The 25,418-nt window shown below is 59.2% G+C and carries 31 protein-coding genes; 20 read left to right on the forward strand and 11 right to left on the reverse strand.

Annotated elements, in window-relative coordinates:
* The first annotated feature begins 41 nt into the window (after window positions 1-41).
* From D3M59_RS10055 to D3M59_RS10070, 4 genes are read left to right on the forward strand one after another with little or no spacing between them, the layout of a single operon-like run.
* Window positions 42-1,028, forward strand: a complete 987-nt coding sequence (locus tag D3M59_RS10055; RefSeq protein WP_119533526.1) for an adenosine kinase — start codon at window positions 42-44, stop codon at window positions 1,026-1,028.
* Between the two features lie 2 nt (window positions 1,029-1,030).
* Window positions 1,031-1,600: an LOG family protein gene (locus tag D3M59_RS10060; protein WP_199662499.1), complete on the forward strand. Its 570-nt coding sequence runs from the start codon at window positions 1,031-1,033 to the stop codon at window positions 1,598-1,600.
* A gap of 28 nt (window positions 1,601-1,628) precedes the next feature.
* Window positions 1,629-2,906, forward strand: coding sequence for a NupC/NupG family nucleoside CNT transporter (locus D3M59_RS10065; protein ID WP_119533528.1), 1,278 nt, complete (start codon window positions 1,629-1,631; stop codon window positions 2,904-2,906).
* Window positions 2,907-2,926: 20 nt separating this feature from the next.
* On the forward strand, window positions 2,927-3,877 hold the full coding sequence (locus D3M59_RS10070) for an isopenicillin N synthase family dioxygenase (protein WP_119533529.1): 951 nt from the start codon (window positions 2,927-2,929) through the stop codon (window positions 3,875-3,877).
* 9 nt (window positions 3,878-3,886) lie between these two features.
* On the opposite strand, the gene D3M59_RS10075 is transcribed toward D3M59_RS10070, so the two are convergent.
* A complete protein-coding gene (locus tag D3M59_RS10075; RefSeq protein WP_119533530.1) occupies window positions 3,887-4,330 on the reverse strand; it encodes a cytidine deaminase in 444 nt (147 codons plus the stop codon).
* A gap of 56 nt (window positions 4,331-4,386) precedes the next feature.
* Between D3M59_RS10075 and D3M59_RS10080 the strand changes: the two genes are divergently transcribed.
* Together D3M59_RS10080 and D3M59_RS10085 are read left to right on the forward strand one after the other, a co-directional pair.
* Entirely contained in the window at window positions 4,387-6,123 is a 1,737-nt protein-coding gene (locus D3M59_RS10080; protein WP_119533531.1) for a bifunctional metallophosphatase/5'-nucleotidase, read from the forward strand.
* Window positions 6,124-6,184: 61 nt separating this feature from the next.
* Entirely contained in the window at window positions 6,185-6,628 is a 444-nt protein-coding gene (locus D3M59_RS10085) for a hypothetical protein (protein WP_119533532.1), read from the forward strand.
* On the opposite strand, the gene D3M59_RS10090 is transcribed toward D3M59_RS10085, so the two are convergent.
* The gene (locus tag D3M59_RS10090) at window positions 6,625-8,076 is read right to left on the reverse strand and encodes an AMP nucleosidase (RefSeq protein ID WP_119533533.1); all 1,452 of its coding nucleotides are present in this window, start codon (window positions 8,074-8,076) and stop codon (window positions 6,625-6,627) included. The genes D3M59_RS10085 and D3M59_RS10090 overlap by 4 nt on opposite strands.
* 79 nt (window positions 8,077-8,155) lie before the next feature.
* On the opposite strand from D3M59_RS10090, the gene D3M59_RS10095 reads away from it, so the two are divergent.
* From D3M59_RS10095 to D3M59_RS10110, 4 genes are read left to right on the forward strand one after another with little or no spacing between them, the layout of a single operon-like run.
* Window positions 8,156-8,596: a MarR family winged helix-turn-helix transcriptional regulator gene (locus D3M59_RS10095; RefSeq protein WP_119533534.1), complete on the forward strand. Its 441-nt coding sequence runs from the start codon at window positions 8,156-8,158 to the stop codon at window positions 8,594-8,596.
* Window positions 8,593-9,669 carry an HlyD family secretion protein gene (locus D3M59_RS10100; RefSeq protein ID WP_119533535.1) on the forward strand — a complete coding sequence of 359 codons (1,077 nt, stop codon included), beginning with the start codon at window positions 8,593-8,595 and terminating at the stop codon, window positions 9,667-9,669. Before D3M59_RS10095 ends, D3M59_RS10100 begins: the two co-directional genes overlap by 4 nt.
* Before the next feature lie 12 nt (window positions 9,670-9,681).
* Window positions 9,682-11,217 (forward strand): DHA2 family efflux MFS transporter permease subunit, encoded by a 1,536-nt coding sequence (locus D3M59_RS10105; RefSeq protein ID WP_119533536.1) that lies wholly within the window; start codon window positions 9,682-9,684, stop codon window positions 11,215-11,217.
* Window positions 11,217-11,489, forward strand: a complete 273-nt coding sequence (locus D3M59_RS10110; RefSeq protein ID WP_119533537.1) for a DUF167 domain-containing protein — start codon at window positions 11,217-11,219, stop codon at window positions 11,487-11,489. The genes D3M59_RS10105 and D3M59_RS10110 overlap by 1 nt, the downstream gene beginning before the upstream one ends.
* Here D3M59_RS10110 and D3M59_RS10115 read toward each other — a convergent pair.
* Complete coding sequence (locus tag D3M59_RS10115) at window positions 11,486-12,643, reverse strand: tetratricopeptide repeat protein (protein ID WP_158581998.1); 1,158 nt, start codon at window positions 12,641-12,643, stop codon at window positions 11,486-11,488. The two genes, D3M59_RS10110 and D3M59_RS10115, sit on opposite strands and share 4 nt — an antisense overlap.
* Before the next feature lie 200 nt (window positions 12,644-12,843).
* Here D3M59_RS10115 and D3M59_RS10120 point away from each other — a divergent pair, with 200 nt between their 5' ends.
* Window positions 12,844-13,473: a tyrosine-type recombinase/integrase gene (locus D3M59_RS10120; RefSeq protein WP_119533619.1), complete on the forward strand. Its 630-nt coding sequence runs from the start codon at window positions 12,844-12,846 to the stop codon at window positions 13,471-13,473.
* Window positions 13,474-13,539: 66 nt separating this feature from the next.
* Here D3M59_RS10120 and D3M59_RS10125 read toward each other — a convergent pair whose 3' ends face one another.
* The gene (locus D3M59_RS10125) at window positions 13,540-13,761 is read right to left on the reverse strand and encodes a hypothetical protein (protein WP_147416738.1); all 222 of its coding nucleotides are present in this window, start codon (window positions 13,759-13,761) and stop codon (window positions 13,540-13,542) included.
* Between the two features lie 266 nt (window positions 13,762-14,027).
* On the opposite strand from D3M59_RS10125, the gene D3M59_RS10130 reads away from it, so the two are divergent.
* The 4 genes from D3M59_RS10130 to D3M59_RS10145 all read left to right on the forward strand — a co-directional run bounded on the left by D3M59_RS10130 (window position 14,028) and on the right by D3M59_RS10145 (window position 17,199).
* Window positions 14,028-14,468 carry a hypothetical protein gene (locus D3M59_RS10130; protein WP_119533540.1) on the forward strand — a complete coding sequence of 147 codons (441 nt, stop codon included), beginning with the start codon at window positions 14,028-14,030 and terminating at the stop codon, window positions 14,466-14,468.
* 374 nt (window positions 14,469-14,842) lie between these two features.
* On the forward strand, window positions 14,843-15,370 hold the full coding sequence (locus D3M59_RS10135) for a hypothetical protein (RefSeq protein ID WP_147416739.1): 528 nt from the start codon (window positions 14,843-14,845) through the stop codon (window positions 15,368-15,370).
* Between the two features lie 254 nt (window positions 15,371-15,624).
* Window positions 15,625-16,035, forward strand: coding sequence for a hypothetical protein (locus D3M59_RS10140; RefSeq protein WP_119533542.1), 411 nt, complete (start codon window positions 15,625-15,627; stop codon window positions 16,033-16,035).
* Between the two features lie 195 nt (window positions 16,036-16,230).
* A complete protein-coding gene (locus D3M59_RS10145) occupies window positions 16,231-17,199 on the forward strand; it encodes a magnesium and cobalt transport protein CorA (protein ID WP_119533543.1) in 969 nt (322 codons plus the stop codon).
* On the opposite strand, the gene D3M59_RS12120 is transcribed toward D3M59_RS10145, so the two are convergent.
* Together D3M59_RS12120 and D3M59_RS12420 are read right to left on the reverse strand one after the other, a co-directional pair.
* Window positions 17,196-17,333, reverse strand: a complete 138-nt coding sequence (locus D3M59_RS12120; RefSeq protein WP_158581999.1) for a hypothetical protein — start codon at window positions 17,331-17,333, stop codon at window positions 17,196-17,198. The two genes, D3M59_RS10145 and D3M59_RS12120, sit on opposite strands and share 4 nt — an antisense overlap.
* 32 nt (window positions 17,334-17,365) lie before the next feature.
* Window positions 17,366-17,812 carry a PilZ domain-containing protein gene (locus D3M59_RS12420; protein WP_119533544.1) on the reverse strand — a complete coding sequence of 149 codons (447 nt, stop codon included), beginning with the start codon at window positions 17,810-17,812 and terminating at the stop codon, window positions 17,366-17,368.
* 325 nt (window positions 17,813-18,137) lie between these two features.
* Between D3M59_RS12420 and D3M59_RS10155 the strand changes: the two genes are divergently transcribed.
* Both D3M59_RS10155 and D3M59_RS10160 read left to right on the forward strand, forming a co-directional pair.
* Window positions 18,138-18,398: a hypothetical protein gene (locus D3M59_RS10155; protein ID WP_147416740.1), complete on the forward strand. Its 261-nt coding sequence runs from the start codon at window positions 18,138-18,140 to the stop codon at window positions 18,396-18,398.
* Between the two features lie 235 nt (window positions 18,399-18,633).
* Window positions 18,634-20,118, forward strand: a complete 1,485-nt coding sequence (locus tag D3M59_RS10160) for a PAS domain S-box protein (protein WP_119533546.1) — start codon at window positions 18,634-18,636, stop codon at window positions 20,116-20,118.
* 136 nt (window positions 20,119-20,254) lie between these two features.
* On the opposite strand, the gene D3M59_RS10165 is transcribed toward D3M59_RS10160, so the two are convergent.
* From D3M59_RS10165 to D3M59_RS10175, 3 genes are all read right to left on the reverse strand, one after another.
* Window positions 20,255-20,671: a hypothetical protein gene (locus tag D3M59_RS10165; protein WP_147416741.1), complete on the reverse strand. Its 417-nt coding sequence runs from the start codon at window positions 20,669-20,671 to the stop codon at window positions 20,255-20,257.
* 185 nt (window positions 20,672-20,856) lie between these two features.
* Window positions 20,857-21,273 (reverse strand): energy transducer TonB, encoded by a 417-nt coding sequence (locus D3M59_RS12425; RefSeq protein WP_119533548.1) that lies wholly within the window; start codon window positions 21,271-21,273, stop codon window positions 20,857-20,859.
* Between the two features lie 57 nt (window positions 21,274-21,330).
* Window positions 21,331-22,071 carry a hypothetical protein gene (locus D3M59_RS10175; RefSeq protein WP_119533549.1) on the reverse strand — a complete coding sequence of 247 codons (741 nt, stop codon included), beginning with the start codon at window positions 22,069-22,071 and terminating at the stop codon, window positions 21,331-21,333.
* Between the two features lie 196 nt (window positions 22,072-22,267).
* Here D3M59_RS10175 and D3M59_RS10180 point away from each other — a divergent pair, with 196 nt between their 5' ends.
* Together D3M59_RS10180 and D3M59_RS10185 are read left to right on the forward strand one after the other, a co-directional pair.
* Window positions 22,268-22,621, forward strand: a complete 354-nt coding sequence (locus D3M59_RS10180; RefSeq protein WP_119533550.1) for a hypothetical protein — start codon at window positions 22,268-22,270, stop codon at window positions 22,619-22,621.
* A 346-nt stretch (window positions 22,622-22,967) separates the two neighbouring features.
* Window positions 22,968-23,786, forward strand: coding sequence for an alpha/beta hydrolase (locus D3M59_RS10185; RefSeq protein ID WP_199662486.1), 819 nt, complete (start codon window positions 22,968-22,970; stop codon window positions 23,784-23,786).
* Window positions 23,787-23,904: 118 nt separating this feature from the next.
* On the opposite strand, the gene D3M59_RS10190 is transcribed toward D3M59_RS10185, so the two are convergent.
* Together D3M59_RS10190 and D3M59_RS10195 are read right to left on the reverse strand one after the other, a co-directional pair.
* Complete coding sequence (locus D3M59_RS10190) at window positions 23,905-24,213, reverse strand: transcriptional regulator (RefSeq protein WP_119533552.1); 309 nt, start codon at window positions 24,211-24,213, stop codon at window positions 23,905-23,907.
* Entirely contained in the window at window positions 24,210-24,659 is a 450-nt protein-coding gene (locus D3M59_RS10195) for a hypothetical protein (RefSeq protein ID WP_119533553.1), read from the reverse strand. The genes D3M59_RS10190 and D3M59_RS10195 overlap by 4 nt, the downstream gene beginning before the upstream one ends.
* Before the next feature lie 345 nt (window positions 24,660-25,004).
* Here D3M59_RS10195 and D3M59_RS12125 point away from each other — a divergent pair, with 345 nt between their 5' ends.
* Window positions 25,005-25,181 (forward strand): hypothetical protein, encoded by a 177-nt coding sequence (locus D3M59_RS12125; RefSeq protein ID WP_158582003.1) that lies wholly within the window; start codon window positions 25,005-25,007, stop codon window positions 25,179-25,181.
* The last annotated feature ends 237 nt before the right edge of the window (window positions 25,182-25,418 follow it).

The raw sequence follows: 25,418 nt of genomic DNA on the forward strand, positions 1-25,418 counted from the left end.
GCTTTTTCCGAAAAACGCCAAGGACTTCGCGACCAACGCTCATGGCCGACGCACAGCTTGATATTGTTGCCATGGGCGATGCAATCGTCGACGTCATCGCTAGTTGCGACGACCAGTTCCTGGTGACTCACGACCTTCCCAAGGGGTCGATGCAGCTTTTGACGCCGGATCATGCCAACCGGCTCTACGCGGCGATGGGCGTCGCTAGAGAAATGTCGGGCGGCTCGGCCGCGAATTCCATGGCCGGCATCGCCGCGATGGGCGGCAAATCGGGTTTCATTGGCCAAGTCGCTGAAGACCAGCTGGGCCTCATCTTCGAACATGACATGCATGCGCTGGGCGTTCATTTCGACACGCCGCCTATCGCCAATGGACCGCCGACTGGCCGTTGCCTGATCCTTGTCACGCCGGACGGCCAGCGGACGATGAACACCAGCCCGGGCGCCAGTCACGAACTGTCGTCGGACGTACTGGACCGCGACCTGATCGCGTCGGCATCCATCCTGTTTCTCGAAGGCTATCTGTTCGGCCCCGACAAGCCGCGTGCCGCCATGATGGAAGCGATCAAGGTGGCCCACGGGGCGGGCCGTAAGGTCGCCTTTACGCTGAGCGAGAGCGTATGCATCGCTGGCCGCAAGGAAACCTTCGGCCAGATGATCGATAGTGGCGGCGTCGACCTGCTTTTTGCGAACCAGGACGAAGCGCTCCAGTTGACGGGACGGAGCGACGTCCAGTCCGCGATCGACGAGTTGAAGGCCAAGGTTCCAACGCTGGTCATCACTAATGGCCCGGATGGCGCGATCGGCGTTGAAAATGGCGAGACGATCTCGATCCCGGCAGCGCCGGTTGATCAGGTGGTCGACACGACCGGGGCCGGTGATCTTTTCGCTGCAGGCTTCCTGACGGCACGCTGCAAGGGCGCTTCACTGGAACGTTGCCTTTGGACCGGCGCCATCGCGGCGGGCGAAGTCATCAAGCATTACGGCGCTCGTCCGATCGTCGATCTGAAAGCATTGGTACGTCTATGACCATCAAGCGGCTTGCCGTTTATTGCGGATCAGCTCCCGGCGCCGATCCCGCTTTTGCCGGAGCGGCGCGTGAGTTGGCGTGCCTGATGGCCGAGCGGGACATCGACCTGGTCTATGGCGGCGGCCGTCTCGGCCTCATGGGCATCGTTGCTGACGAAGTGCTGGCAGCCGGGGGACGTGTTTATGGTGTCATTCCGCAGTCGCTCGTCGATCATGAGGTCGCGCACCGGGGCTGCACGGAGCTTCATACCGTCGGCAATATGCACGAGCGCAAGGCAAAGATGACTGAGCTTTGCGATGCGTTTGTTTGCTTGCCCGGTGGCATTGGCACGCTGGACGAAATGTTCGAGGCGTGGACCTGGAATGCGCTGGGCTATCATGCGAAGCCGTTCTGCTTGCTCAATGTCAACGGTTTCTGGGAGGGGCTGGCGGGGTTCATGGACCACGTCCGCGACACTGGATTTCTCAGTGATGCGCGCCGCCTGCAATTGTTAAAAGCCGATACGCCGGCCGCCGCGCTGGACCTACTGGACGAAGCCACGAAAAGCGCGGCACAAGGCGTCACCTGGTAAGAACGCCCGGGGGAGGGGCGGCACACCCATGAATCAGTATCTTCTGGGCATCGTCGGCATTGCCGTCATCGTTCTCATTGCCGTGATCTTCTCGTCGAACCGCCGGGCAATCCGCCTGCGCGTCGTCGGCGCGGCCTTCGCGCTGCAGGCCCTTATTGCCTTCCTGGTTCTCAAGACCAGCGGAGGACGCGCTACGATCCAAGCCATGTCGGACGGGGTAGCCAACCTGCTCGGCTATGCAACCAAGGGTACGGAATTCCTGTTCGGACCTACTGCGTCGAACCCCCTGGCTAACACCTTCGCCATTGCCGCCCTGCCGGTCATTGTGTTCTTCGCCAGCCTCGTCGCCATCCTTTATCACCTCGGCATCATGCAGCGGGTTGTGAAATGGGTCGGCGGCGCGATTGGCTGGGTAACGGGTGTCAGCCGCGTCGAATCGCTCGGTGCTGCCGCCAACATCTTCGTCGGCCAGTCGGAAAGCCCGCTGGTTGTTCGGCCGTATCTCTCGGCTTTGCCGCCAAGCCATTTGTTCACGCTCATGAGCGTCGGCATGGCCGGTGTCGCCGGAACCATCCTTGCGGCCTATGCCGGTCTGCTCGGTCCGGAATATTTGCCGTTCCTTCTGGCGGCCGCCTTCATGTCGGCACCCGGCGGCATCCTGATGGCAAAGCTCATCATGCCTGACGAACCGGCCGGCAAGGGTGAGCTTGCCCTGGAAGGCGGCGCCGTGGTCGCTCCAGAGGACGAGATCGAAGTCGACACGTTCGAGGAGGGCGAACGGCCTGCAAACATCATCATGGCCGCGGCGCAAGGCGCCCAGACGGGCGTCAAGCTCGCCGTCGCAGTCGGCGCGATGGTACTGGCGTTTGTGGCGCTCGTCGCCTTGGCCAATGGCATTCTCGGCGGGATCGGAAGTTGGTTCGGCTATCCCGACCTGTCGTTTCAGGCAGTGGTCGGCACGCTGTTCGCGCCGGTCATGTACTTGATCGGCATTCCGTGGAACGAGGCCGGCGTCGCTGGCGGATTGTTCGGCACGAAGATTGTTCTCAACGAGTTCGTTGCCTTCATCGACCTTGGCAATGCTACCGGGCCGGCCGCTGCGCTGACCGAGCGCAGCCGGGCGATCGTAACCTTTGCGCTGTGCGGTTTCGCCAACTTCAGTTCCATCGCCATCCAGATGGCCGTGACCGGTAATCTGGCCCCCAACCAGCGTCCGATGATCGCCCGCCTTGGACTTCGCGCTCTGCTCGCTGGCTCGCTCGCCAACCTGATGAGTGCGGCGCTGGCCGGGCTGATGATTGCCTGATTTTTTGCTAAGAGATTGAAATGACCGACGTGATTACCAGCGACACTGTCGCTTCCGTTTCGCTGAACGACGCCGACAAGGATCCGGCCGCTTTTTCGAACGAACTGGGCCACAGCTTTGTCGAGTATGGCTTTGCGATCATCCGCGATCACGGAATTCCGCAGCATCTGATCGACCGCGCGGAAGAGATGTCGAAGCAGTTTTTCGCGCTGCCAGACGAGGTGAAGAAGAAATATCTCATTCCAGGTACGGGTGGAGCCAGGGGCTATACGGCCTTCGGTGTGGAAACGGCCAAGGGTGCGGACGCCTTTGACCTCAAGGAATTCTGGCACGTTGGCCGCGAGCTTCCTGCCGGCCACAAGTTTCGCGATGTCATGGCGGACAATGTCTGGCCCGACGAGATACCTGGGTTCAAGGACACGTTCCTCGCACTCTACAGCGCCTTCGACGAGGCAGGTCTGAAGATCCTGCGAGCCATTGCGCGCTTTCTGAAGGTCGACGAGGAGTATTTCACCGACACCGTTCGTGACGGTAATTCGGTGATGCGCTTGCTGCATTATCCGGCTCAGAAGGAGCCGACTGGCAGCCATATCCGCGCTGGCGCTCACGAAGACATCAATACGATTACCCTGCTGCTAGGCGCCGAGGAAGCTGGGTTGGAGCTTAAGACCAAGGACGGCCGCTGGATCCCGGTGTCGCCCAAGGCGGGCGAGCTGGTCATCAACATCGGCGACATGCTGCAGCGGTTGACCAACGGCTATCTGCGCTCGACCAGTCACCGAGTGGTCAACCCTGCGCCAGATCGGGCAAGCCACGCGCGCTACTCAATGCCCTTCTTCCTGCACTTCCGCCCCGATTTCGTAATCGAGGCATTGCCGGGCACCGTGCCGGCAGGGGAGCAGGCGAAGTGGCCGCCGATCAGCAGCCATGAGTATCTGCAGGAACGGCTTCGCGAAATTAAGCTGAAGTAGAGGCGGGGACTAGCCGGCGTCCGCAAGGTTCGCCGGCCCGAAGCCGTGCGGAATGAGCATCGAGATGCGGTGGCGTTCTTGCACCGAACCCTCGCCATTCGAGCAGATGATCTCCACGTCGCGTTCGCTTAGTTGGGCTGCTTCGAGGATGGCCTGACGGCACCCCCCGCACGGCGTGACCGTTTGCGCGCCGGTCAGTTCGTCGCCGCTTCCGTCGCCGCCAGCAACGAATATCCGCGCTACCTTGTCGAGGCCGAAGGCATGCTGGGCGGCAGTCAGCGCACTTTGCTCCGCGCAAATGCCAAGGCGGTAGCAGGCGTTCTCCATGTTAGCGCCGGTCACGACGTCGCCGTCGACACTCTCGATCGCACAGCCTACCGAAAATCCTGAGTAAGGTGCGTAAGCTTTCAAGGCGGCCGAGCGGGCGGCGGCGATCAGTTCTTGGTCGGTCATGGTTTTGCCTTGTGGCGCGGGCTAAGCGTCCCGGCAATCGCTGTTTGGAGTCGTCAATGCGCCGCTTGTTCGCTTTCTATCCTCTCGCGCTTCTCGCTGCCTGTGCCACTACGCCGCGGCAAGTCGAGGTCCCGGCTGGTCCGAGGGAAGTGCAGATCCTGGCGATCAACGATTTCCACGGAAACCTGGAGCCACCGTCGCTGACCTACGAAGGGTCCAAAGGCATCGTTCCGACAGGCGGTGCCGCATACCTCGCGACAGCCTTGAAGGAGGTGCGCACCGCCTCGAGCATTACGGTCGCTGCTGGCGACCTTATCAGCGCAAGTCCGCTGGTGTCGTCGCTGTTCTATGACGAACCGACGATCAAGGCGTTGAGCGACAGCGGTCTTGGACTGGCATCGGTCGGAAATCATGAATTCGATCGCGGTCCGGACGAGTTGAAGCGGATGCAGGCCGGTGGGTGCCGGGAGCACAAGGCCGGCGACACGCGCCAATCCTGCAAGCTCGAACCATTCGCCGGGGCGAAATTTCAGTATCTGGCTGCCAACGTCATTGACCGTGCCGGCCAGACATTCTTCCCGTCCACCGCCCTTCGTGACCTCGGCGGGGTGCGCATCGGGTTCATCGGCATGACCCTCAAGGAAACGGGCACGCTGGTGTCACCCGACGGCGTCAAGGGCTTGGCGTTCACCGACGAAGCTGCGACGGCCAATGCGCTGGTGCCTTACCTGCGTAGCGCGGGAGCCCGAGCTATCGTCCTGCTGATCCACCAGGGGGGCTCGACAACTGGCAAGTTCGACGACCCAACCTGCCCCGGTCTCGGCGGTGATATTCTACCGATTATCGAGAAGCTTGACCCTGCGATCCAGCTGGTCGTGTCGGGGCATACGCATAACGCCTACATCTGCAGCCTGCCGACGGCTGGCGGACAGCGATTGCTGACCAGTGCGGGCAAATATGGGGCGCTGGTAACCGACATCCGTCTCTTGTTCGGCGCAGACGGGTCGCTCACCGCGCAACGTGCTGAGTTCTTGCCGGTGCAAGGAGAGGCGATCGACAATGCGCGAACGAAGGCACCACTGAACCCCAACTACCGGGTCTTCCCGGCCGATCCCCAAGTCGCGGCAATGGTGCAGCGCTACAAGGCGGAGGCGGCAATTGTAGCCAATCGCCCCGTCGGCACGCTGTTAGCGCCGCTCGCCAAAGGTGACGTATCTTCAGAATCTCAGGCTTCTTCGCTTATCGCCGACGCCCAGCTTTACGTTGCTCGCGATCGGGCGAAGGGAGCTGCGGAATTGTCTTTCATGAACAATGGCGGTGCGCGAACGGACTTAATCCCGGGGCAGGGTGGCGTCGTGACCTACGGCCAGATTTTCGCGATGCAACCTTTTGCCAATAATCTCGTGACGATCACCCTGACCGGTGCCGACATCAAGGCATTGCTTGAGCAGCAATTCGACAGTGGGCTCAACAGCGTAACGCGGCCAAACCTCCTCATGCCGTCTGCAAACGTTCGATTCTCATTCGACCGATCCCGCGCGGCGGGGCAGCGCATTGTCGAGGTCCAGGTCGACGGGAAGCTCCTCGATCCGGCGCGCAGCTACCGCGTAACGGTCAATAACTTCCTGGCTTCGGGCGGCGACAATTTCACCGTACTCAAGCGCGGGTCCAACCCGGTTGACGGTGGGCTCGATCTCGATGCGACCGAAGCTTATCTCAAGACAAATCCGCCCGTTCCCCAGCCGGGGCGAGTAGTCGATCTTACCCCGAAGACTTGGGCACCCGGAAAGTAAGTTGCAGTCTACCAATGCCTGGCTATCGTTCGATGGCTCGGTTGGTGTTGGGAGTTGCTTGATGCGCATTCTGTTCTGCGCCGGCCTGTTCACGCTGGCTGCCTGCCAAACCGTTGCCGTCCCTCCCGACACTCGCCAGGTCATCGCACCGGCGCTTGCGGTAATGGCCGCCGCAGACGCCGCTCCCGCTGGCTTTCCAGGCACATTCGGGTTCGAGGTGATGCGAGCCGACTTCGCCGGACCGCGTCTCTTCCTCAGCAGCTATCCTGACTATCGTGACCAGCGGAACTTGTCGGTCGCGATCGATGCGCGCGCCGTGCCCAAGTTCCGCAGCATCTACGGCGAGGATCTGAAGGCCGCGTTCATTGGCAGAAAGATCGAGGTCACCGGCTTGGCGCGCAGGCAGCGAATCGACTTCACCGTCAACGGGCGTCCGTCAGGAAAATATTATTTCCAGACACACGTCCGTGTATCGGACCCGGCCCAGATCCGGATTGTCGACTAGCGCAGCGGGGGCTCGTCGAAGCTGCGCAGCTTCCGGCTATGCAGCCCGTCACCTTCTTGCCGGAGAATGTCGAGCGCTTCGATTCCGATACGGAGATGCTGGCTAATAGCTCGCTCGTAAAAGGCATTAGCTTGGCCGGGCAGCTTCAGTTCGCCGTGAAGGGGTTTGTCGGACACGCACAGGAGCGTTCCATAGGGTACCCGAAAGCGATAGCCCTGCGCCGCCACGGTTGCGCTTTCCATGTCGATCGCGACCGCCCGGCTCTGGTTGAAGCGGAGCGCCGACAATGTGTAGCGAAGCTCCCAGTTGCGGTCGTCGGTCGTGACGACAGTACCGGTGCGGAAGCGGCTCTTCAGCCCTTCTTCGTTCTCGCCGGTGACGGTGACCGTCGCATTGTAAAGGGCGGTCTGTACCTCGGCGATTGCCGGAATGGGGATTTCCACCGGGAGAACGTCGTCAAGGACATGATCGTCGCGCAGGTAAGCATGTGCGAGAACATAGTCGCCGATCGTCTGGCTCGGGCGAAGGCCGCCGCAATGCCCGATCATCAGCCACGCTTCGGGACGGATCACCGCAATATGGTCGCAGATGGTCTTGGCGTTGCTTGGGCCGACCCCGATGTTGACCAGCGTGATCCCGTCGCCGTCAGCCGTCATCAGGTGATAGGCCGGCATTTGGTGCCGCCGCCAAACACCAGCGGCAATCTGTGCCTCCGCGTCTGCCAGGTCGCCATGCTCGTAGACGCCGCCAGGGACGGACAGCCCGGTAAAACGGCTTTCGGGATCGCGTAGCGCACCGATGGCGAAGCGTACGAATTCGTCCACGTAGCGGACGTAATTGGTGAACAGTACGAAGCGCTGGAAATGCTCTGAGGGAGTGCCGGTGTAGTGCTTCAGACGAGCTAGGCTGAAATCCGTGCGAAGCGCATCGAATAGCGCGAGCGGGCGGGTCGGATCGAGTGCGAGGTCCCAGGCACCATCCGCAACTTCGTCGCCGATGTGGACGAGGTCGGTTGAAGGAAACCAGCGGCTGAGCTCACCGGTCATGATGCCCTGCAAGTCGAGGTCTCCGCCGTCGAGCACATAGGGGTAAGGGATCTCGCTCGCGGACGTGCCAACGCTGACCTCTACCGGATAATCGCGCACCAGGTGGTCGAGCTGTTCGCGCAGATACTCGCGGAACAGGGCAGGGCGGGCGATGGAGGTCGTATAGATACCGGGCTGGTTCAGGCGTGCGAATGCGCGCGCCGGAGTCGGCGGCGGCGTTTCGGGATCATATTCGATCCGCAGTTCAGGGTAAGCGAAGGCGCCTTCGTCGCGGGCCTTGGGATCGGGCCGGGTGCCGTTCTCGGCATAGGCAGCAAGGGCTTTTCGGAGGCGGGCGACTGAGGCTTCGTAGCGGGTTTCAAGCTCGTCGAGGATTGATTCAATATCGTTCTGGTTCGTCATGAGTTGCCCGCTTGGCCTGACATTGTGGCACTGGCAAGACCGCTTGAAATACTAAGCAAGCTTATTATATGCACGCCACATGAAAGAACTTGCGTGGGAAATGGCCGAAACGAGTCGGATGATGCGGCGCTTTTATGATCGGCGCGCGTCAACCGTGGGTGTGACAACTGCCCAATGGCGGGTGCTGCTGCGCCTGGCGCGGGAACCTGGGCTCAAGCAGGTTGAACTGGCAGACCGGATGGATGTGGAGCCGATTACGGCGTGCCGTATTGTTGACCGTCTGGAAGAGGCCGGTCTTGTGGAAAGGCAGCGGGACCCTGATGATCGCCGCGCTTGGCGACTGGAGCTTACAGCCAAAGCCGAGCCAATCCTGAAGAGACTGGGAGATTTTGCCGAGGACATGGCAGCGGAGGCCTTTGCCGGGCTCACCGCAAGCGAAATCAAAGCGATGCGCGCCACCCTGGGCCGCGTCCGTGAAAATGTCGGCCGGATCGAAACGGCGGAACGGGTGTCAGCATGAACGAGATAAGTAAATTTGAAGGCGAAGCGGCGACGGAAGCGCCCGTGGATGCGCCCGTGATGCAGAAGCGTAAGTTGGTCGTTAAGAAGCCAGACCGTCGCTCCGTGCTGATGGTCTCGGTACCGCTCATCATTGCGATTGTCGGCCTGTTCTTCTGGTTAACCGGCGGCCGGACAGTCGAGACCGACAATGCCTATGTGAAGCAGGACGTCACGGCGATTTCGACCCAGGTCAACGGGCCGGTGGTCGCGGTTTATGTCGATGAAAACCAACATGTGAAAAAGGGCGACATCCTTTATCGGGTCGATCCTGCGCCGTTTGAGGCAGCCGTCCACGCCGCCGAAGCGCAGCTTGCGGCTGCGCGCCTCCAGACCAACCAGCTTGTTGTCCAGGCGTCCGGGACCGGCGCAGACATCGAGGGCGCGCAGGCTAATCTCGCGATTGCCCGGCGGGCCCTTGACCGGCAGGTTGCCCTGTTGAAGCGCGGCTTCACCACGCGCGCCGACTATGACGATGCGCTCAACGAAGTCACAAAGGCCGAAACGCAGCTCGCCGACGCCCGTGCACGGTCAAATAATGCCTCAGCTGCTATCGCGCCTGGTGGCAACCAGCCGGCCATTGCCGCGGCGCAGGCTGCGCTGGAGAAAGCACGACTGGATCTTGCGCATACGATCATCCGGGCTCCAACCAGCGGTATCGTAGCAAAATCGGACCGGCTCCTTATTGGCCAGAGTGCCATTACCGGGGTCGCCATGCTGTCGATCGTTGGCGACAAGCCGGCGTGGGTTGAGGCCAATTTCAAGGAAGGCGATCTCGCGAAGATGGCGGTCGGCCAGCCTGCCGAAGTCACCTTCGATGCCTATCCCGATCTGAAGATGAAGGGCCGCGTTGCCTCCCTTGGCGCGGGCACGGGGAGTGAATTTTCCGTACTCCCCGCCCAGAATGCCAACGGCAACTGGGTCAAGGTGACGCAGCGCGTGCCGGTCCGCATCGCCTTTGACGCCAAGCCGCCGCGCGAGATGATCGCAGGCCTTAGCTCAAACGTCGAAGTCCGCATCGACGGCCAGCGCTAGGGTCCGGTTCAAATGACGATCGAGCATCAGCTCGAGCCGGGTAAGCGGCTGCTGGTCACCGTCGCGGTGATGCTGGCCGTGCTAATCCAGGTGCTGGATACGACGATCGCCAACGTCGCGTTGCCGCACATGCAGGCAAGCCTTGGCGCGACGCAGGAAAGCATCAACTGGGTGCTGACGAGCTACATCGTCGCATCGGCAATCGCCTTACCGATCTCGGGCTGGCTGGCAGATCGCGTCGGCCGCAAGCGGCTGCTCATGTGGTCTGTCATCGGCTTCACTATAGCCTCGTTCCTCTGCGCGATTGCGCAGAGCCTTCCCGAGATGGTCGCCTTCCGGATTATCCAGGGCCTGACCGGGGCCTTCCTTGTCCCGCTAGCCCAGGCAACCCTGTTCGACATCAACCCGCCCGAACGCCATGCCCGAGCGATGGCGCTATTCGGCGGCGGCGTCATGATTGGGCCGATCATGGGCCCAGTGCTGGGCGGCTGGCTGACCGACAGCTTCGATTGGCGCTGGGTGTTCCTAGTCAATGTGCCTGTCGGCGCGGCCGCGACACTGATGTTGCTGCGCTTTATGCCTAAGAGCCCGCTCGAAAACCGGCGGTTCGATATCTTCGGATTTGCCATGCTGGGCTTGGCGCTCGGCAGTTTGCAGCTGATGCTGGAGCGCGGTCACCAGCTGGACTGGTTCGACAGCGTCGAGATCTGGATCGAGGCTGGACTGGTTGCATCGGCCGGCTGGTTGTTCATCGTCCATACGCTGACGGGTAAGCACCCGCTGTTCGAACGCTCCATCTTCGCCGACCGCAACTTCGCTCTCGGCTTATTGTTCATGCTCGTAACCGGCGTGCTTCTGCTCGCCGGGCTCGCATTGTTGCCGCCGCTGCTACAGAATCTCTACGGCTATTCGGTGCTTCAGTCGGGCATCCTGACGATGCCGCGTGGAGTAGGAACGCTGATATCGATGCTGCTGGCAGGGCGACTGGTCGGTAAAGTCGATCTGCGAATCCTAGTTGCCCTTGGAATGGGGCTCATGGGCTGGTCCCTGCACATGATGACCGGATTTGCGATCGAGCAGGGTAGTGGCCCGGTTATCTGGTCCGGCCTAGTCCAAGGTCTTGGCCTTGGTCTCGTGTTCGTGACCATGCAGAGCCTTGCATTTGCAACGCTCGCGCCCCGGATGCGCACGAGCGCAGCGAGCCTGCTGAACCTGTCGCGAAATATTGGCGGATCGATCGGCATTAGCCTCGTCGCGACCCTGCTCGCCCAGAATATGCAAAAATCGCATGCCGACCTCGCGAGCCACATCACGGAACAGGTCTTGCCGACGATCAGCGAAGGCGTGGTGTCCCAACTGGGATTGCCGGCTTCGAGCGCGCTAGCAATGGTGAACGCGGAAATCACGCGGCAGGCGGCGTTTATTGCATATCTCGACGACTTCTGGATCATGATGTGGCTGACATTCGCGTCAATTCCGTTGGTGCTACTTCTACGCCCGGCAAAACCGCCTAAGCCGGGGGAGCCTCAAATGGCGATGGCAGATTAATGTCGTGTGTGCTGGCGCTCCGTGTTTCGCCGCGCGCTGCAAGGGCTGGAATTGGCCCGTGGCGGGCAGGGGCTGACGGTCGCGAGGAACTCGAAGTCCGGGTCACTGCACCGCCGACCGATGGCAAGGCGAATGCGGAAGTGATCGAACTGCTCGCAAAGCGGCTCCGATTGACCAAATCATCAGTCCGGATCGTCGCTGGCGAGACTTCACGGCACAAGAGAGTGGCGCTGCCGCTCGACGAAGAGGCGGTGCGCTCTCTGCTCGGTTAGAGGCGGAGCGAGGGCACGTCGGACCTGAACGCAGCAAGCGCTGCAGCCTGCTCAGCTTTGCGCACCGCGAACTCGTTTTGCCCGACGTGATAGTTTCCTTCCGGCTCGGGCCCCGGGAAGGGGGCGGAGCCATCAGGCCTGAAAAAGCGATCGTGAACAAATGAGACATTCGCGATGCTGGGCCAAACTCGATCGCGCAGAAACCACTGGTCCCAGTTGGGCGTCTCCACCTGCTTTGAACGATAGCTTTCAATCATCGGCTTTAGTGGCGGCAAGACACCGCCAAGCCCGCCCCACATTCCGGCCAGCATGGGATCGGTGTGCGTCCACCAGTCTCTCATGACGTGAAAGGGCTTTCCGCTGTCCAGCCATTGGTGGACGGCGGCAGCTTCTCGAGAGTTGACCAGGCTATCGCAGTCGCGAACGAGGAAGCGGCGGACGGCGAGGTCATCGGCAACGAGAAACCGTCGGGTCAATCGATGGCGGGTTGAAGGTTCGCCGTCTTCGAACGAGACCTCGGCCCCTTCGGATTCTAGCGCTGAGCGTAGGTCGCGCGGCACGGATGCGTCGATGTAGAAGCGGCAAGTGAAAGTCGGATAGAGTTGGCGACTTTCCAGCAGATTGTGCAATGCACCTCTTAGGTATCGCGGGTTTTCACCCCAGAGGCTGAAGGAAATAATGTCAGTTCCGCCGGGGCGCGGGCTACCAAACTCGATGTGCGGAGTAGATGTGCTCGCCTGCTCATATTTTCGAGAAATGGCGCGCTCGCCCCATTTTCTCGCGGCGTCATCGTCGCCTAGCTGGTGGGAGACTGTTGCCAATCCATCGAAGGCAGCAACTTCTGCACCACCCAGCGCTACATAGCGCTCCAGTGTTTGGCGTGCTTGCGCAAACGCCCGGGTTCGCTCCTGGAGCACTGCGAGATTGAGCAACAATGGCAGGTTGTCAGGATAATCCGTGATCACTCGCTCCAGCAGGTCGCGGGCCGGCTGAAACGCCCCGTCGAGGAACAGATAGTAGGCTGCCTGAAGCGGTAAGTCTGGAGTAGGGGCCTTGGGGTCGAAAAGCTCAAACAGCAGCTTGAGAGCGGGTCCCTTGCGACCTGCGCTCCACTCTGCATGAGCTTGCTGGCTCCAGCTTTTTGGTACGCCCACCCGCGAGCTCCTGCCGTTCATCCGCTCCGCACACTATGACGGGCGCATTAGTCGCTGCGAAGCGCCTATTTCGGAGCCAGCCATGATGAGAATGACCGCTGCTGGAAGAGTCGCCGTTCCGCCTTTCTCACACGCATGCATGGCTAATTTCCATTCTCGGGCTTTGTGCTCTTGCCGTAATGGCCATCAGGAGAAGGAGAATGGAACGCTCTGAATTAGACCCTACCGACAACCACGATATGTGGACTTCGGGTCGTAAGCTTGGGGCAAAGCGACCGCTGAAACTTCAGCAGATTTGGGCGATCAGGTTTTGGCTGGATCGCGAGAAGAGGGTGAGGGACCGCGCGCTGTTTGACTTGGCGATCGACAGTAAGCTTCGGGGCTGCGATCTCGTGAAAGTACGTATTTGTGATCTAGTGTCCGGCGGAAAGGTGCGCAGTCGCGCCATCGTCATTCAGCAAAAAACCAAGCGGCCTGTACAGTTTGAGTTGATGGAGCCTGCGCGTTCCAGCCTGCTAGCATGGTTTGAAAAGCGCAAAGGTGGGTTCCAAGATTATACGTTTCCGAGCCGGATTGATCACAAGGCACACTTGAGCACCCGGCAATATGCGCGCCTTGTCGATGAGTGGGTAACCGGAATTGGCCTGAGGAAAGAGGATTACGGAACGCATTCCCTCCGAAGGACCAAGGCTTCGATTATCTATAAGCAGACCGGCAACTTGCGAGCCGTGCAGATACTTCTCGGTCACACCAAGATTGAAAGCACTGTTCGCTATCTTGGGGTCGACGTCGAGGATGCTCTGACCATAGCCGAAAGCACTGAAATTTAAGCAAAAGGGGCGGCGCCCTTAGTGGCGCCGCTTTGCTCGCCGCCTTCGCTTGAGCACTGGTCATCGTCAACAGGGCGGGTCTTCATCCTTCCCGAAAACGCCCGCCCGCATCTGACAGCCAAATCCGACTGGATCGGCTTGAACGACCATCGTGCTCTCAGTGTCGATCGCCTCGCAGATTGCGTCGATTACCTGTCGCTGCAGAGCGCCTGCGACGGGGGGTTTTACTCGAACGCTGATCTTGGCGCCGATGCGCGCGCGCAATGCAATTCCAGTGATTCTTCTCATTTTCGTCGAAATGGAACAAAAGAAGAACAAATGCAAGCTGAGCGGTGCCGGGCTCAATCAGCGCATAACAGACTCGAAACGCTGACGTGCGCCTGACAGTCGGGCAATATCCTCGTGTTAAATTTTCGTTAGACTCGACTCGGCTCACATGCTTATTCCGCGCGCGGAACGACGGGTGTCGTCGTGCCGTTCCCTGTCACTGATTGCAGAGCGCCGATCCCCTTGATCGGCAGCCGCCAACGCAGCGGTCATTGAAGGGAGGCATCATGCGCCAATCGATCCTGACTATCTTGGGGACAGCCACGCTCTTTATTGCGGCTCCGGCCACGGCTCAGGAGGTTCCGCTCATCCCAGGCGATTATTGGGAAGTCGCCGAGATCGACGTTAATGATGGAAGTGGACCGGCCTATGCCGATTATCTCGCCTCGCGGTGGCGGCAGAACCAGGAATTTGCGAAATCAAAGGGGTGGATCAAGGATTACATGGTCTTTTCCGTCGTGAATCGGCGCGCAGACGAACCTGATCTTTATCTCGTCACCATCTTTGAACGCGCGCCCACAGCTTCAGAGCAAATGGCGCGTGAAAAAGAGTTCGACGCCTTCTTGAAGACTAACGCTCGCCAGGAAGGTGCTGCGTTCGCTGCTCGTGGCGCGATGCGGAAAGTTGGAGGAGAAATGCTGCTGCAGCGGCAGTTGTTCAGAAAGTAAGCTGTAGGCTGCCAACGCGACGCCGCCGAACGGACTAGGCTTTGGATCCCAACGGTGGAGGGTTCCCGGCTGACCACAACAGCCGGGAGCCGGCTGTTCGCTTGCAACCGCCTTCCAAGCATTGCGCCAGCCCACGATGCCCGTTTCATGTTTCGGCCAAGTTGTTCAGCGAAGCATTGCGAAGCGAGCAGCGACTCAAGGCGGTCATCAGCGGAGAGTCGAACGTCGTCACTGTAGTGGCGACCGCGCACCAAGATCTGGTCCGAGACCACAATATATCTAAAGTTCGCTTGTTCCAGAGGCACTCCAGTTTTGGATTGCATTCAACTGCGAACGGGTGCAGTCTGCGGCGCTAAAGCCTGAGGAGAAGTGCGATGAACGCAGTCATTCTCTTGGCGACCGCGGCGTTCACGATCGCAAGCGGAGTATCCCCTGAACCCACAATTCCGCGACCGGAAGCTGCATCTCACTTTACAATTTTGGGTGTAGGGACCGCTGCCGGATCGCCAGCACGCTATTACCAAGTTGCCTCCTCTGCGGATGTCGACGGGGACGGCCGTGTTGACACCGGAGTGCTGAAGGTCAGATGCGTGAACGGTCAGGTTGCCGCTGCCAGTTACCGCTATCATGAGTGGAGATGGAACAATGCCGCCGGGCGAACGGCCGGCGACCCTTCACCACGATTAGAGGGTGACGTAGCGCTTGTGAAGAACTGGGATGCCAGTACGCCCGAGCTGCGCAGCATGAAGGTACACTATGATGTCAAAAAGAACACCAAGGCTCGGCTTGCAGCGCAGAGCTCGGCTCAAAACGAGTGGCTTGAGTTGACGCTGAGCGGAACGGCTGACCTTTGCACCGATGGCGCGCGCACCAAGAATCTGAACAGCTCTAAGTCGAATTAATCAAGAATGTCGCGCAGCGACGCATGCAGTGACCGGATCCCTGTTCGAACATCTCTTTCTTGATCGCTGTGCAGAGGTGGACAAACGAGCACACAATGTTCGTCTTCCAACCCGCGCAGAGTCGTGACGTTCCAGGTAATCGCAATCGCGTATCCGGTCGTTCGCTCAGCAATTCGCGGCGCGGCTGACGGTGACACATTCCGGCTATGACCGCGACCCATTGCGGACATTAGGGTGGTGCTTCAGAAAGCGGTATGGTTCGCTTTCTTGTGCTTGCGTTCGCACTCTTCATCCTTGCTTCGTGCAGCCCTCAAAGCAGCCGCATCGATGGCCCGTATCTGCTCGACATCACGGACATCCCAGAAGATGCGATGGTTTGTTACGAGCTACCAAAGGGCGATTGCATTGGCCGTATCGAGCAGACCGTGTTCACCGTCGGCTCCAACGAAGACTACATCGTTGCAGCAAGGCATCCGCACAAGTTTGAAGACACGACGCTCGACCGGTCGCGCACCGAATATTTCTACCTCATTCGAGCGCTTGACGGCCCTTTGGTTGACCCCGACGTCACTGTGCGGGGCCCGTTCAGCCGAGCGGATTTTGAGCGGGAGCGGCAACGCCTGGACTTGCCTGCCTTCTCCCACGAGATTGCGAGCCTGAACTGACACGCGGCTGCGGCAGCGCTCCACCCTGCAACGACCTCACGCCGGCCCAGGTAGCTTTGATCCGTTTCCGACCGTTCGTTCAGCGTAGCGTTGAAGTCGGGCTGCGACCCAAAGCTGACTCTGCGGACCTCCGTAAAGCAGGGGCACCAGCACCCCTGCGTTGAGTAAGGTTCATGCGCCCGTTACATGCTACCTATGACCGTCGTTGCCGCTTACCTTTATCGGAATGGACACCGAGTCCGTGAGGTGTCGATCGATGAGAAAATCGAGAGCGCCGAGCAGAAGAGCGAGTTTGCCTGGATTGGGATAGCCGACCCTTCCGAAGAAGAGATGTCGAAACTCGCAGCGAACTATGATCTTCATCCGCTCGCGGTCGAAGATGCGATCAAGGCAAACCAACTTCCAAAAATCGACGTTTACGACGATCAGCTATTCGTGGTGGCACGCACCGCCCATCTGGTGGATGACCATATTGACTATGGCGAGACGGCAATCTTTGTCGGGCACAGCCACATCATCAGCGTGCGGCATGGATCGACCAGAGCTCACACGACGCTTCGCGAGCAGTTGGAGAAGACGCCGCGTTTCCTGATGCACGGCGTCGACTATGTGCTTCACGCCATCTTGGATTTCGTGGTTGATGGCTACCTCCCTCTCATCACTGACCTCGAAGAAGAGGTCCTCGAGATGGAGACCAAAGCGCTCAATGGCATGCTTGGGCGCGAGGAAGTCAACCGCATCTTCACTGTGAGACGTGAACTGATCCGCTTCCAGCGCATCCTTGGACCGATGGGAGAAGTAGCGCAAAAGTTGGCGCGGCTGGAGTTGCCGTCCATTGACGCTGAGGTCCGCATCTACTTCCGAGACGTTCAGGACCACGTTCGCCGAACCCAGGCACGCGTGGACAGCTTACGCGAGGTCCTCACGAGCGTCTTCGAACTGAGCACTTTGCTGGAACAGCAACAGCAGGGCCGCATCACCCGTCAGCTGGCGGCCTGGGCCGCCATTCTGGCGGTGCCAACGGCAATTGCCGGCATCTATGGCATGAACTTCGAGAACATGCCTGAACTAACCACGCGCTACGGGTATTTCGTCATCGTCGTGACTATCGGGGTGATCTGCCTGATACTGTATCGCCGTTTCCGTAAGCTCGGCTGGCTTTAAGTGGAGTCAGACTTCCGATTCGCGATGAGCCGCAAATGGGCGAGCATCCACAAGAGTCCAACGACGAGATAGTCGACCGCGGATATAAGTGCTGCGACATAGGTCTCTAGTCCATTGGTGGCGCGTCGCTCCATGTCTATCGGTTATCGTTCCTAATGCCAGCTTTCTACCCAAAGTTGCGCGTCAACTTTCGACCCACAACGGACCACTGATTGCTATCGGTAGCCGCCACCTCTTCGATTGCCTCGACTAGCTCGCAATCCGGTTCGGGGCCTGTGTTCAGCGCGATGTGCGCCACTCGATTTGTGACCCAACTGCGCAACTCGTCCTTTGTCAGAGGAAGCTCGAAAATGACGCCTGCGTGATAAGTATCCGTCCACCGCAATCGGCATTTCAGCGGCGGTAGATCCGGCAGGCGCAGAATAACGACGCCCAGCCTGCGGATGGAGGTAACCGTCCGTAGTTTAGCCCCGCCTTCGGAGATGTCCTGAATGTAACCGGCGTAGTGTCGCTGTCCGATCTGAATGCGGGCACGACACTGGATGCCGAAACGTGGATGCTTGCGCCGTCGTTGGGTTGGGGTGGACAAATCTGACGTACGACAAAGATACATCTCAGGCAGGCCTCGTATCCATTGGACGACGGATTTAGAGCGCTACCTCAAAGCTACCGTTAACGAAGCGACCGCTTCGGGATAAAATCCCAAGGTTACTGGCGGCCCGAGGTGCCGTTTTTGATTCATTCGTTCAGCAAACGACATGATGGGCGGGCTGCGACCCATTGCGGTCGTTAATCGTGAGTGTCACTGTCCCGCAACGAGTCCGTTTGCGCACATGCCTGCTTGGAAGCGGACTTTGACTGTTGCATTCCTATCCAATTGGTAGGCCATAATGATATTATTATTATTAGTTCTTGCGTTAATTTCACTGCAAGTATTCATGGCAAGCAAATCTGCGGCTGTAATTGAGATCAAAAAGCCTAGCCTGAACTACAAGCAATGTTTTGACGCATTTTTTACCCACGGCCGGATTTTTGCTCGGATTTCCATAGTTAGTATTTTTATATTATTGCATATTGCTGCGAATATTTTGTTGGATGGAGGCGCTCTGAAATATGCGCAGTTTGCGTCGTTCCTTGGGGCGTTAATGGCGGTGGCGGCGATCCACCTTCATTATGAAAGTAAAATACTGGGCGATTAAGCAACTTGGCGTCGGCATGCCAACCCATTGCGACGCGCATCTGTACCGCTGGCCGTGATCCAGTTTCCGGCCGTTCCTTCACCTTAGTCTAGGAAGTCGGACGTCGACCAAAAGTCGCCATTCAACCCCCGCTACGACCGACAATGAAGCCCAGGAAAAGGCGTTTCGTAGCTGCAAAGCGGAATTTCATCGCCCGTGTATCGACGGCTAAGCAGGAGACTGATAGCGACAGACGATGCCGTTGCATTCGTCCCTTAAGGCCCTGCTCGATAACGTTCTCGACGCTGTCGTGGTGGTTGATCGCGACGGTATCATTCGCGGATGGAATCAGGTCGCCGAACGATCATTCGGGTGGACAGAGAAAGAAGCGATTGGGCAGTCACTAGGCGAAATGATTGTCCCGCCAGAACACCGCGATGGCCACCGACGGGGCATGGAACGCTTCAACCGAACCGGCGAAGCGCATGTACTCAACAAAAGGCTGACGCTCAGTGGACTTACCAAAAGCGGACTAACAATTCCGGTTGAGCTGACGATCACTGAGGTCCGGACGCCGACCGGAGCAGCATTTGTCGGATTCCTGCGCGATGTCAGCGACCAAGAGCGGGCTGCTCTGCAGACCAAGCAGCTCGCGCTTGAAAGCCGCCTGATGTTTGAATTGACCGCCCTCGCATCCGAACGCCCAACCCTTGATGAGGCATTTGAAGCGGCGCTCGATGCAATCTGTGAACTGACTGGTTGGCCCTTAGGTCATGCCTATGACGTGTCCGAGGACGGAGAACGGATGGTATCGCGCGGCTGGAGCCGAGATGCTCGCGAAATTGCGCCTGCATTCGTGGATCGGACAGAGAAAACAACGTTCTCGAGGGGAGTCGGCCTGCCCGGGCGAATCCTCGACACGGGCAAGTCGGCGTGGATTGAGCGTACTAGCAAGGATGCCAACTTTCCTCGTGCGGGCCTAGGATTTGAAAGCGCGTTCGGGTTTCCCGTTTTGAGCCGAGGACGATGCATCGCGATCTTCGAATTTTTTTCTCGCGATTCCATGCCTCCCGACGAGCATATTCTGAAATTGGTGCAATCGCTGGGCGCTCAAGTCGGGCGGGTGTTCGAGCACCGACGGACTGAAGAGCGGCGTCAGATTCTCATGAACGAACTCGCGCATCGGACGAAAAACCTGTTGTCCGTAATCCAAGGCATCGCACAGCAAACTTTCGGCAAGAAGGACCAAGTCGACTCTAATGAAGCCTTGCAGCTGTTTTGCGCGCGACTGAGCGCGCTTGGACGGGCCCAGACGGTATTGTTCGGCGATAAACCTGGTGAGCTTGCGCTAGGAGAAATAATTAGACGTTCGGTCGAGGGCTGCGGAGTCGATTTCCAGCGCGTTGGCTATAATGGACCGCTCATTGAACTGGGAAGTTCAGCAAGCGTCATGATGTCGCTTGCAATACATGAATTGTGCACCAATTCGTTCAAGTACGGTGCGTTGTCGGTCGGCGAAGGGAGGGTTGCAATCACTTGGGAAGAGTCATCCAGCGGACCCAAGGGCTTCAATCTGCGCTGGGAAGAGTTGGGCGGCCCACCAGTCGTTCCACCTCTGAAAACTGGTTTCGGGCATCAAATTCTGCAACGTGCAGTTGAACGCGAAACAGGCGGACGAGCACAGATCAGTTTCGAAGTAAGCGGGCTCGTTTATGAGCTTAACGATGCTTCATTCTTCTGAGATTCATTGAGCGCGGGGGCGGTCGGCTGATCGTGCGGAAATAGCCTGTGCAATGTCCGCTTTCCACCCATTTCAGCCGTTCGCGAGGTGCGCGCGGGTTGGTCCATCTACGGCCGATAAGGGTGGAAAGCGGTCATTAGCCGGACACCGTCGTTCGGTTCCGCATGGTCCAATAAAGCGCGCCGCTGATTGCCGTACTTCCGATCAACCAAACGAGGTCGCGCCAACCCCAAATCCCGCCTGACCAATATGGATTTGATCGGATCAGCGCGATCCAAATCCCTGGCGTAAACGCCGTGACAACCGCGAAATCCAAGCCAGCCAATAGAAGGATGAATCTCAAAACCGGAGCGCCGGTCCGCTTCGTCAATTTAGGCGCCAGCGAAATCACGTAGCCTAGCAATGCGGTCCAAACGATGGCGAGCAGCGCATAGGCCTTAATGACCGCGCTTCGCGCTATGTCGGTGAACAATCCATCATCGAGCTGCAAAAGATACATCACGATTGCCGCGAAAGAGATGAAGTTGATCCCACCGGTCAGAAGCCACGGCATTAGATTTTTCGTTCGGGTCGCTTCCATCGCAGCCAGTTTGGCGCTTCATCCTAATGACCGCAATGGGTCGGCGTTAGTCGCTACGCCATTTGCTGAACGAAGGGCTGGGAACGAGGCAACATCTGCCTGGCTATTCGTGACTTCTGACCGGGGTGGAAAGCGGTCATTAGCAATTGATGGATGGCTCAGCCCTCAGTCCAGAACGAAATTGAGGTGTGTCCCTTCGTCGCCACCGGGACGCCATTGATATCCTTAGCGGGACCGAACCGCGCCCTCCGCAGCAAAAGCCTGCAAGGTATGGCGTCTAGCCGCTTGTACGCACTGGAACGGATCACTTTGCAGCTGCTCACTCGACCATCGGCACCGATGTCAAACGCTATGGTGACGTAGCCCTGCTCGTCAGCCCTGGCGGATGCGTCAGGATAGTCGGTGGGCTTGATCCAATCACGACGATTCAGAGGCGTTGCGCCACCAAAATCGCTCTCCGGCAGGGACCATGGAGCTTGGGCGAGCGCCGGCGAACAAATCAGAAGTACACCAAGTGCCGATGACAAAAATTTCATCCAGTCACAATACGTCCGACTTACCCACGTGCAAGGCATTCCTAATGTCCGCAATGGGTCGGAAGCTGACGCTAGCGCTATGGCGTCGCCCGCCCGTCATCGCTGCGTTCGATCCTTCAGTAGCGGAACGCACAAGGCGAGTTGCATCATCCCGGATTCCGGGTCGAGCAGCGGAGCGGCCGCGGTAGCTGCCGCCTCGTCGTCGAGCGCCTTCTTTGCCGCCACGAGGGCGGTCCCGCTTTTGCCATCAAGGGCGAGCGCTGCGGCGCGGTCGGCCTGGCGTGAAAGCGCAGCGCTTTCGTCACCCTTCGACCGCGCCGCCGCTGCCCGATAGGAAGCATGGCAGCCGTTGAGCCGCGGGTCGATCACCGAAGCAGGAACCAGAGAGCGAAGCGCAAGCGAGCCGTTGCCGGCTGCTTTGAAAAAGGCTCCGCAGCGCGTATCTTCCGAAGTGCGCCAGTCGGCGAACTCATCGGCCGAGAGACTCCTTTTCTTTTCCTCGGCCTCTTCCGCATACAAAGCTACGAAGGCGAGCCCCACGTCGTAGTTCATTTCGCCGAAATTCGCTGCGTCTTCGCCCAGTCGGCCGTGGATCGCATTCAGCCGCTCGTTGGGAAGCGTCGGCTTGCCGGTTCTCTGCAGCCACAGCGCATAGCCGGTGCACTGCATCTGACTCAGCCGAGCACTCGGCATAGCCGTCAACTTCAGCAGTTGCCCCATGGTTAGCTCATCAAGGGCCGTTCCCGTCTGCTCTTTGCCCTGTCTAACCTTCTGATCGAGAAATTCTTGGGGCAGCCCCTGCAAGGCAAGTACGGCAAACAGAAGCTGCAGCAACATCGTCTTTTCCCCCTCTAAAGAGACATTGCCGCCAGCCTTGATCCGGTCAAGCGCAATGCCCGCTTCGGGTCACGGTAAGCCCTGACGCAATTAGCTGTACGAACGACCGGGAACGGTATCGAGGCCGCCTAGATGAGCGCGACGTCCTAGCGGGGTAGAAAGAGGACATTCAGCTGCGCTGGCGCAGGGTGAAACGATGAAGAAGTCTATCGTCGGAGCGTTGTTCTCGATCATGATCGCCGCGCCTGCTGGTGCGACGGGCGGGCTAATATGCCGGACTCCCGACCCTCGCCAGATAGAGCTGAGCCTTGTGATCAGCCATACGATAGTGTCGTCGGTAGTCTCGGCGTCTCTTCGCGAAGGACGGTCAGATGTGCCGGTTCGCGTTGCGCAATCGTGGCTGGATCCCAGTGAATTGCGTCTCGACTTGGTCGATCCCAATGCCCTTAGGCATGAATTGCGATTACGCGTAAAACGCTACGGCGAAACGTTCGACGGGACGCTGTGGCGGGGCGGCAAGAAGCGCTGGGTGCGGTGTCGCGAGAGTTAGCAGCCGCGCGCTCCGCTTGTCCGCAATGGCTCGGCTGGGACCGGTATGGGTTGCCGTGTGCCGTGACATGAAATGCTAAACGAACAGCCGGAAACGAGATGCGGGCGGCGAAGCGGCACTGAGGCTGGGCGTGGTGAAAGGCGGACATTTTGCATCCCCGCTGATATGCTTGCGCTGAAATGGGGGGCTTATCCGCAAATGGCTCATAGGATTGGCGGCCGTCTTAGCCTTAGTTTCAATTTCGTTCTTGGTGAGTCCTTGGCCCAGCATACTTCTGGTCCGCGCCGTATTTGACCATGGCGCCGCGGAAGCTTCACGGAAGCTGGAGCCGTACTTGCCCTCCGCAGTGGCTACCACCACTCACCGCTACGATCCGGCCAACCCGAGCGCCGTGCTTGACATCCATCGTGCAGTTGAAGGGGCAACTGGGCCGACGGTTGTTTGGGTGCACGGTGGCGGTTTCGTGTCGGGTCAGCGACGCGATATCACCAACTATGCGAAGGTTTTGGCCGGACATGGCTTCACGGTAGTCAACGTCGATTACACAATTGCGCCGGAAGCCCATTATCCGGAACCCGTCCGTCAGGTGAGCCAAGCCTTGGCCTATCTGAGCCGGGAGGGTGCGAAGCTGAGAGTGAATGCCGACCACATGGTTTTGGCTGGCGACAGCGCGGGTGCTCAAATTGCTGCTCAAAGCGCGGCGATCATCACTAATCCCGCATATGCCAAGCTTGTAGGTATTGAGCCGGGCATCCGGCCAGAGCAGTTGGCCGGCGCTCTGCTGTACTGCGGGGTCTACGACATCTCCGGCATGGGGCGCGATGGCGGAATCTTAGGGTGGTTCGTCCAATCAGCAGGATGGGCATACAGCGGCAAACGTGAATGGCGGGACGATGCGCGGTTTCGCACCATGTCAGTGGCACCGCACCTCAATAGCAGCTTTCCGCCGGCTTTCGTTAGCGCTGGGAACGCTGATCCACTCGGGCCTCAATCCGTGGCCATGGCCAAGGCCCTTAAACAGGCGGGAATTGCGGTCGAGACGTTGTTTTACCCGAGCGATTATAAGCCGCCGCTCGGTCACGAATATCAATTCGACCTTACTGGTGAGGCCGGTAGGATGGCGCTGAGAAAGTCCGTGACATGGTTGCGACAACTGCCACGCTGATGTCCGCTTCGGGGCGCAGCCAGAACGCCCGTTTCGGACCCAACGACCGGAAACTGAAAAGGAGCGACCTGGATCAGCTCAAGATCTTAGCGAGTGGCAAGTGGGCATTGTCGCCAACTTATTCCGCTACTGCTGCCGCCTGCGCGCTTGCGACCAGCTCCTGAAGCGCAGCCATGTGCGCGGCGAATGCCTTGCGCCCGGCGCGTGTAAGCGACGCCCAGGTACGCTGCCGCCCATCTTGCGCCGCCTTGCGGAGGCGAACGTAGCCCTCCTCGCCCAGCGCGGCGAGATGCTTGGACAGCACGGAGTCGCTCACCTCCACAATGTCACGAATGGTAGCGAATTCTGCTTCTTCTACGCGGGCGAGGAGTGCTGCGATCTGCAGCCGCGCTGGGGCGTGAAGTGTGGTGTCCAGCCCGCCGCTCATGGCCTAGCCTTCTTATTTAGATCAGAGCGGTAGATTTTCTCCCAGCGCAGGCTTGCGGCCGTGCAGATCACGAAGGTGATGGCGCCGAAAAGATAGCCGACCGGCTCAGCGCCGCCCCCATCCCGGGCCATCGCTGAAGCCGCCGCCATGGCGAGCACGAATAGCGTGATAAAGATCGTCAGCGGCCGCGTGGCTCCGGGTTGCCAACCGGAAACGAACATACCGTCACGGCGCCGGTCCTCGCTAACGCAGACAATTAGCAGCGCCATTGCGACAACGATCATCGCGCCGGCCTGCACGGTTGGCTGTGCGAGCCCCGCAACTAATATGCCTTCAGCTAGACCGAACATTGCATGGCGATGAAAAGGCCAGCGCGCGCGCTGGGCAAGTTTCATTTCGGTCCGGTCTACTTCGGCCAGCGTCGCAGCGGCTTCGTTCGGGTTCATGGCGTGGGCCTCTCTTTCCATCTTGGAAACTGACTAACGCCAACTTTCCAATATGGCAAGTAACTTCTTTCCTAGCTGGAAAGAAAGTGAATGACCTCATCATCGAGTCCGCATCCGAATGTCGTAACTCAATCCCTACTCGCTCGAGATGAGGCGGGGTCTTTAGTAACTTGATATGCTAAATGAACGGGCGAAAACGGAATCGGAGCTACTTGGATCACCGCGACGTCGTGGCGGGCCAGCAAGGCTTAGCGGAGGGCAGGGGGCGTGCAGTCCGGCGCGTTTCGAGTGGTTCAAGCTCCCGGAAATTGTGGTAAAAGCCTCGTCTTGGCAAAGGCGTGACCGATGGACGACTTTGTTGTCCGCGAGAACATCAAGCGCTTTGAGGCACAACTCCAGTGCGTGGCTGACCGCAGGCAGCGCGCGGTCATTGAGAAATTGCTCAAGGCTGAGCGTGAGCGGCTCCTAGAGCTCGCGGAGTCGAAATCTTCTGCGGCGTTGGCTCAAACTGGTGGCGCATGACAGGCTTTGCTTTTGCGTTCGTCGGTAGCCGATCACTCGACGCCTTGCTTATGCGGCAAGACTAGTCTGGAGAGCCGCCCCATCGGGTTTTGCCTGCTAAATCGCGAGCTTGCTTGCGTCCTCTTCAGGCGGGCATTCTGGTGGACAAGGCGCCGGCGGCGGGTCAGCCGAGGCCGGCGGTTGCTCGAGTGGGGAGGGTTCGATGAAAGGATTAACTTCGGGCGGTGGCTCGCCGCT

This window comes from Sphingomonas edaphi (genome assembly GCF_003583725.1).
Lineage (GTDB): Bacteria > Pseudomonadota > Alphaproteobacteria > Sphingomonadales > Sphingomonadaceae > Sphingomicrobium > Sphingomicrobium edaphi.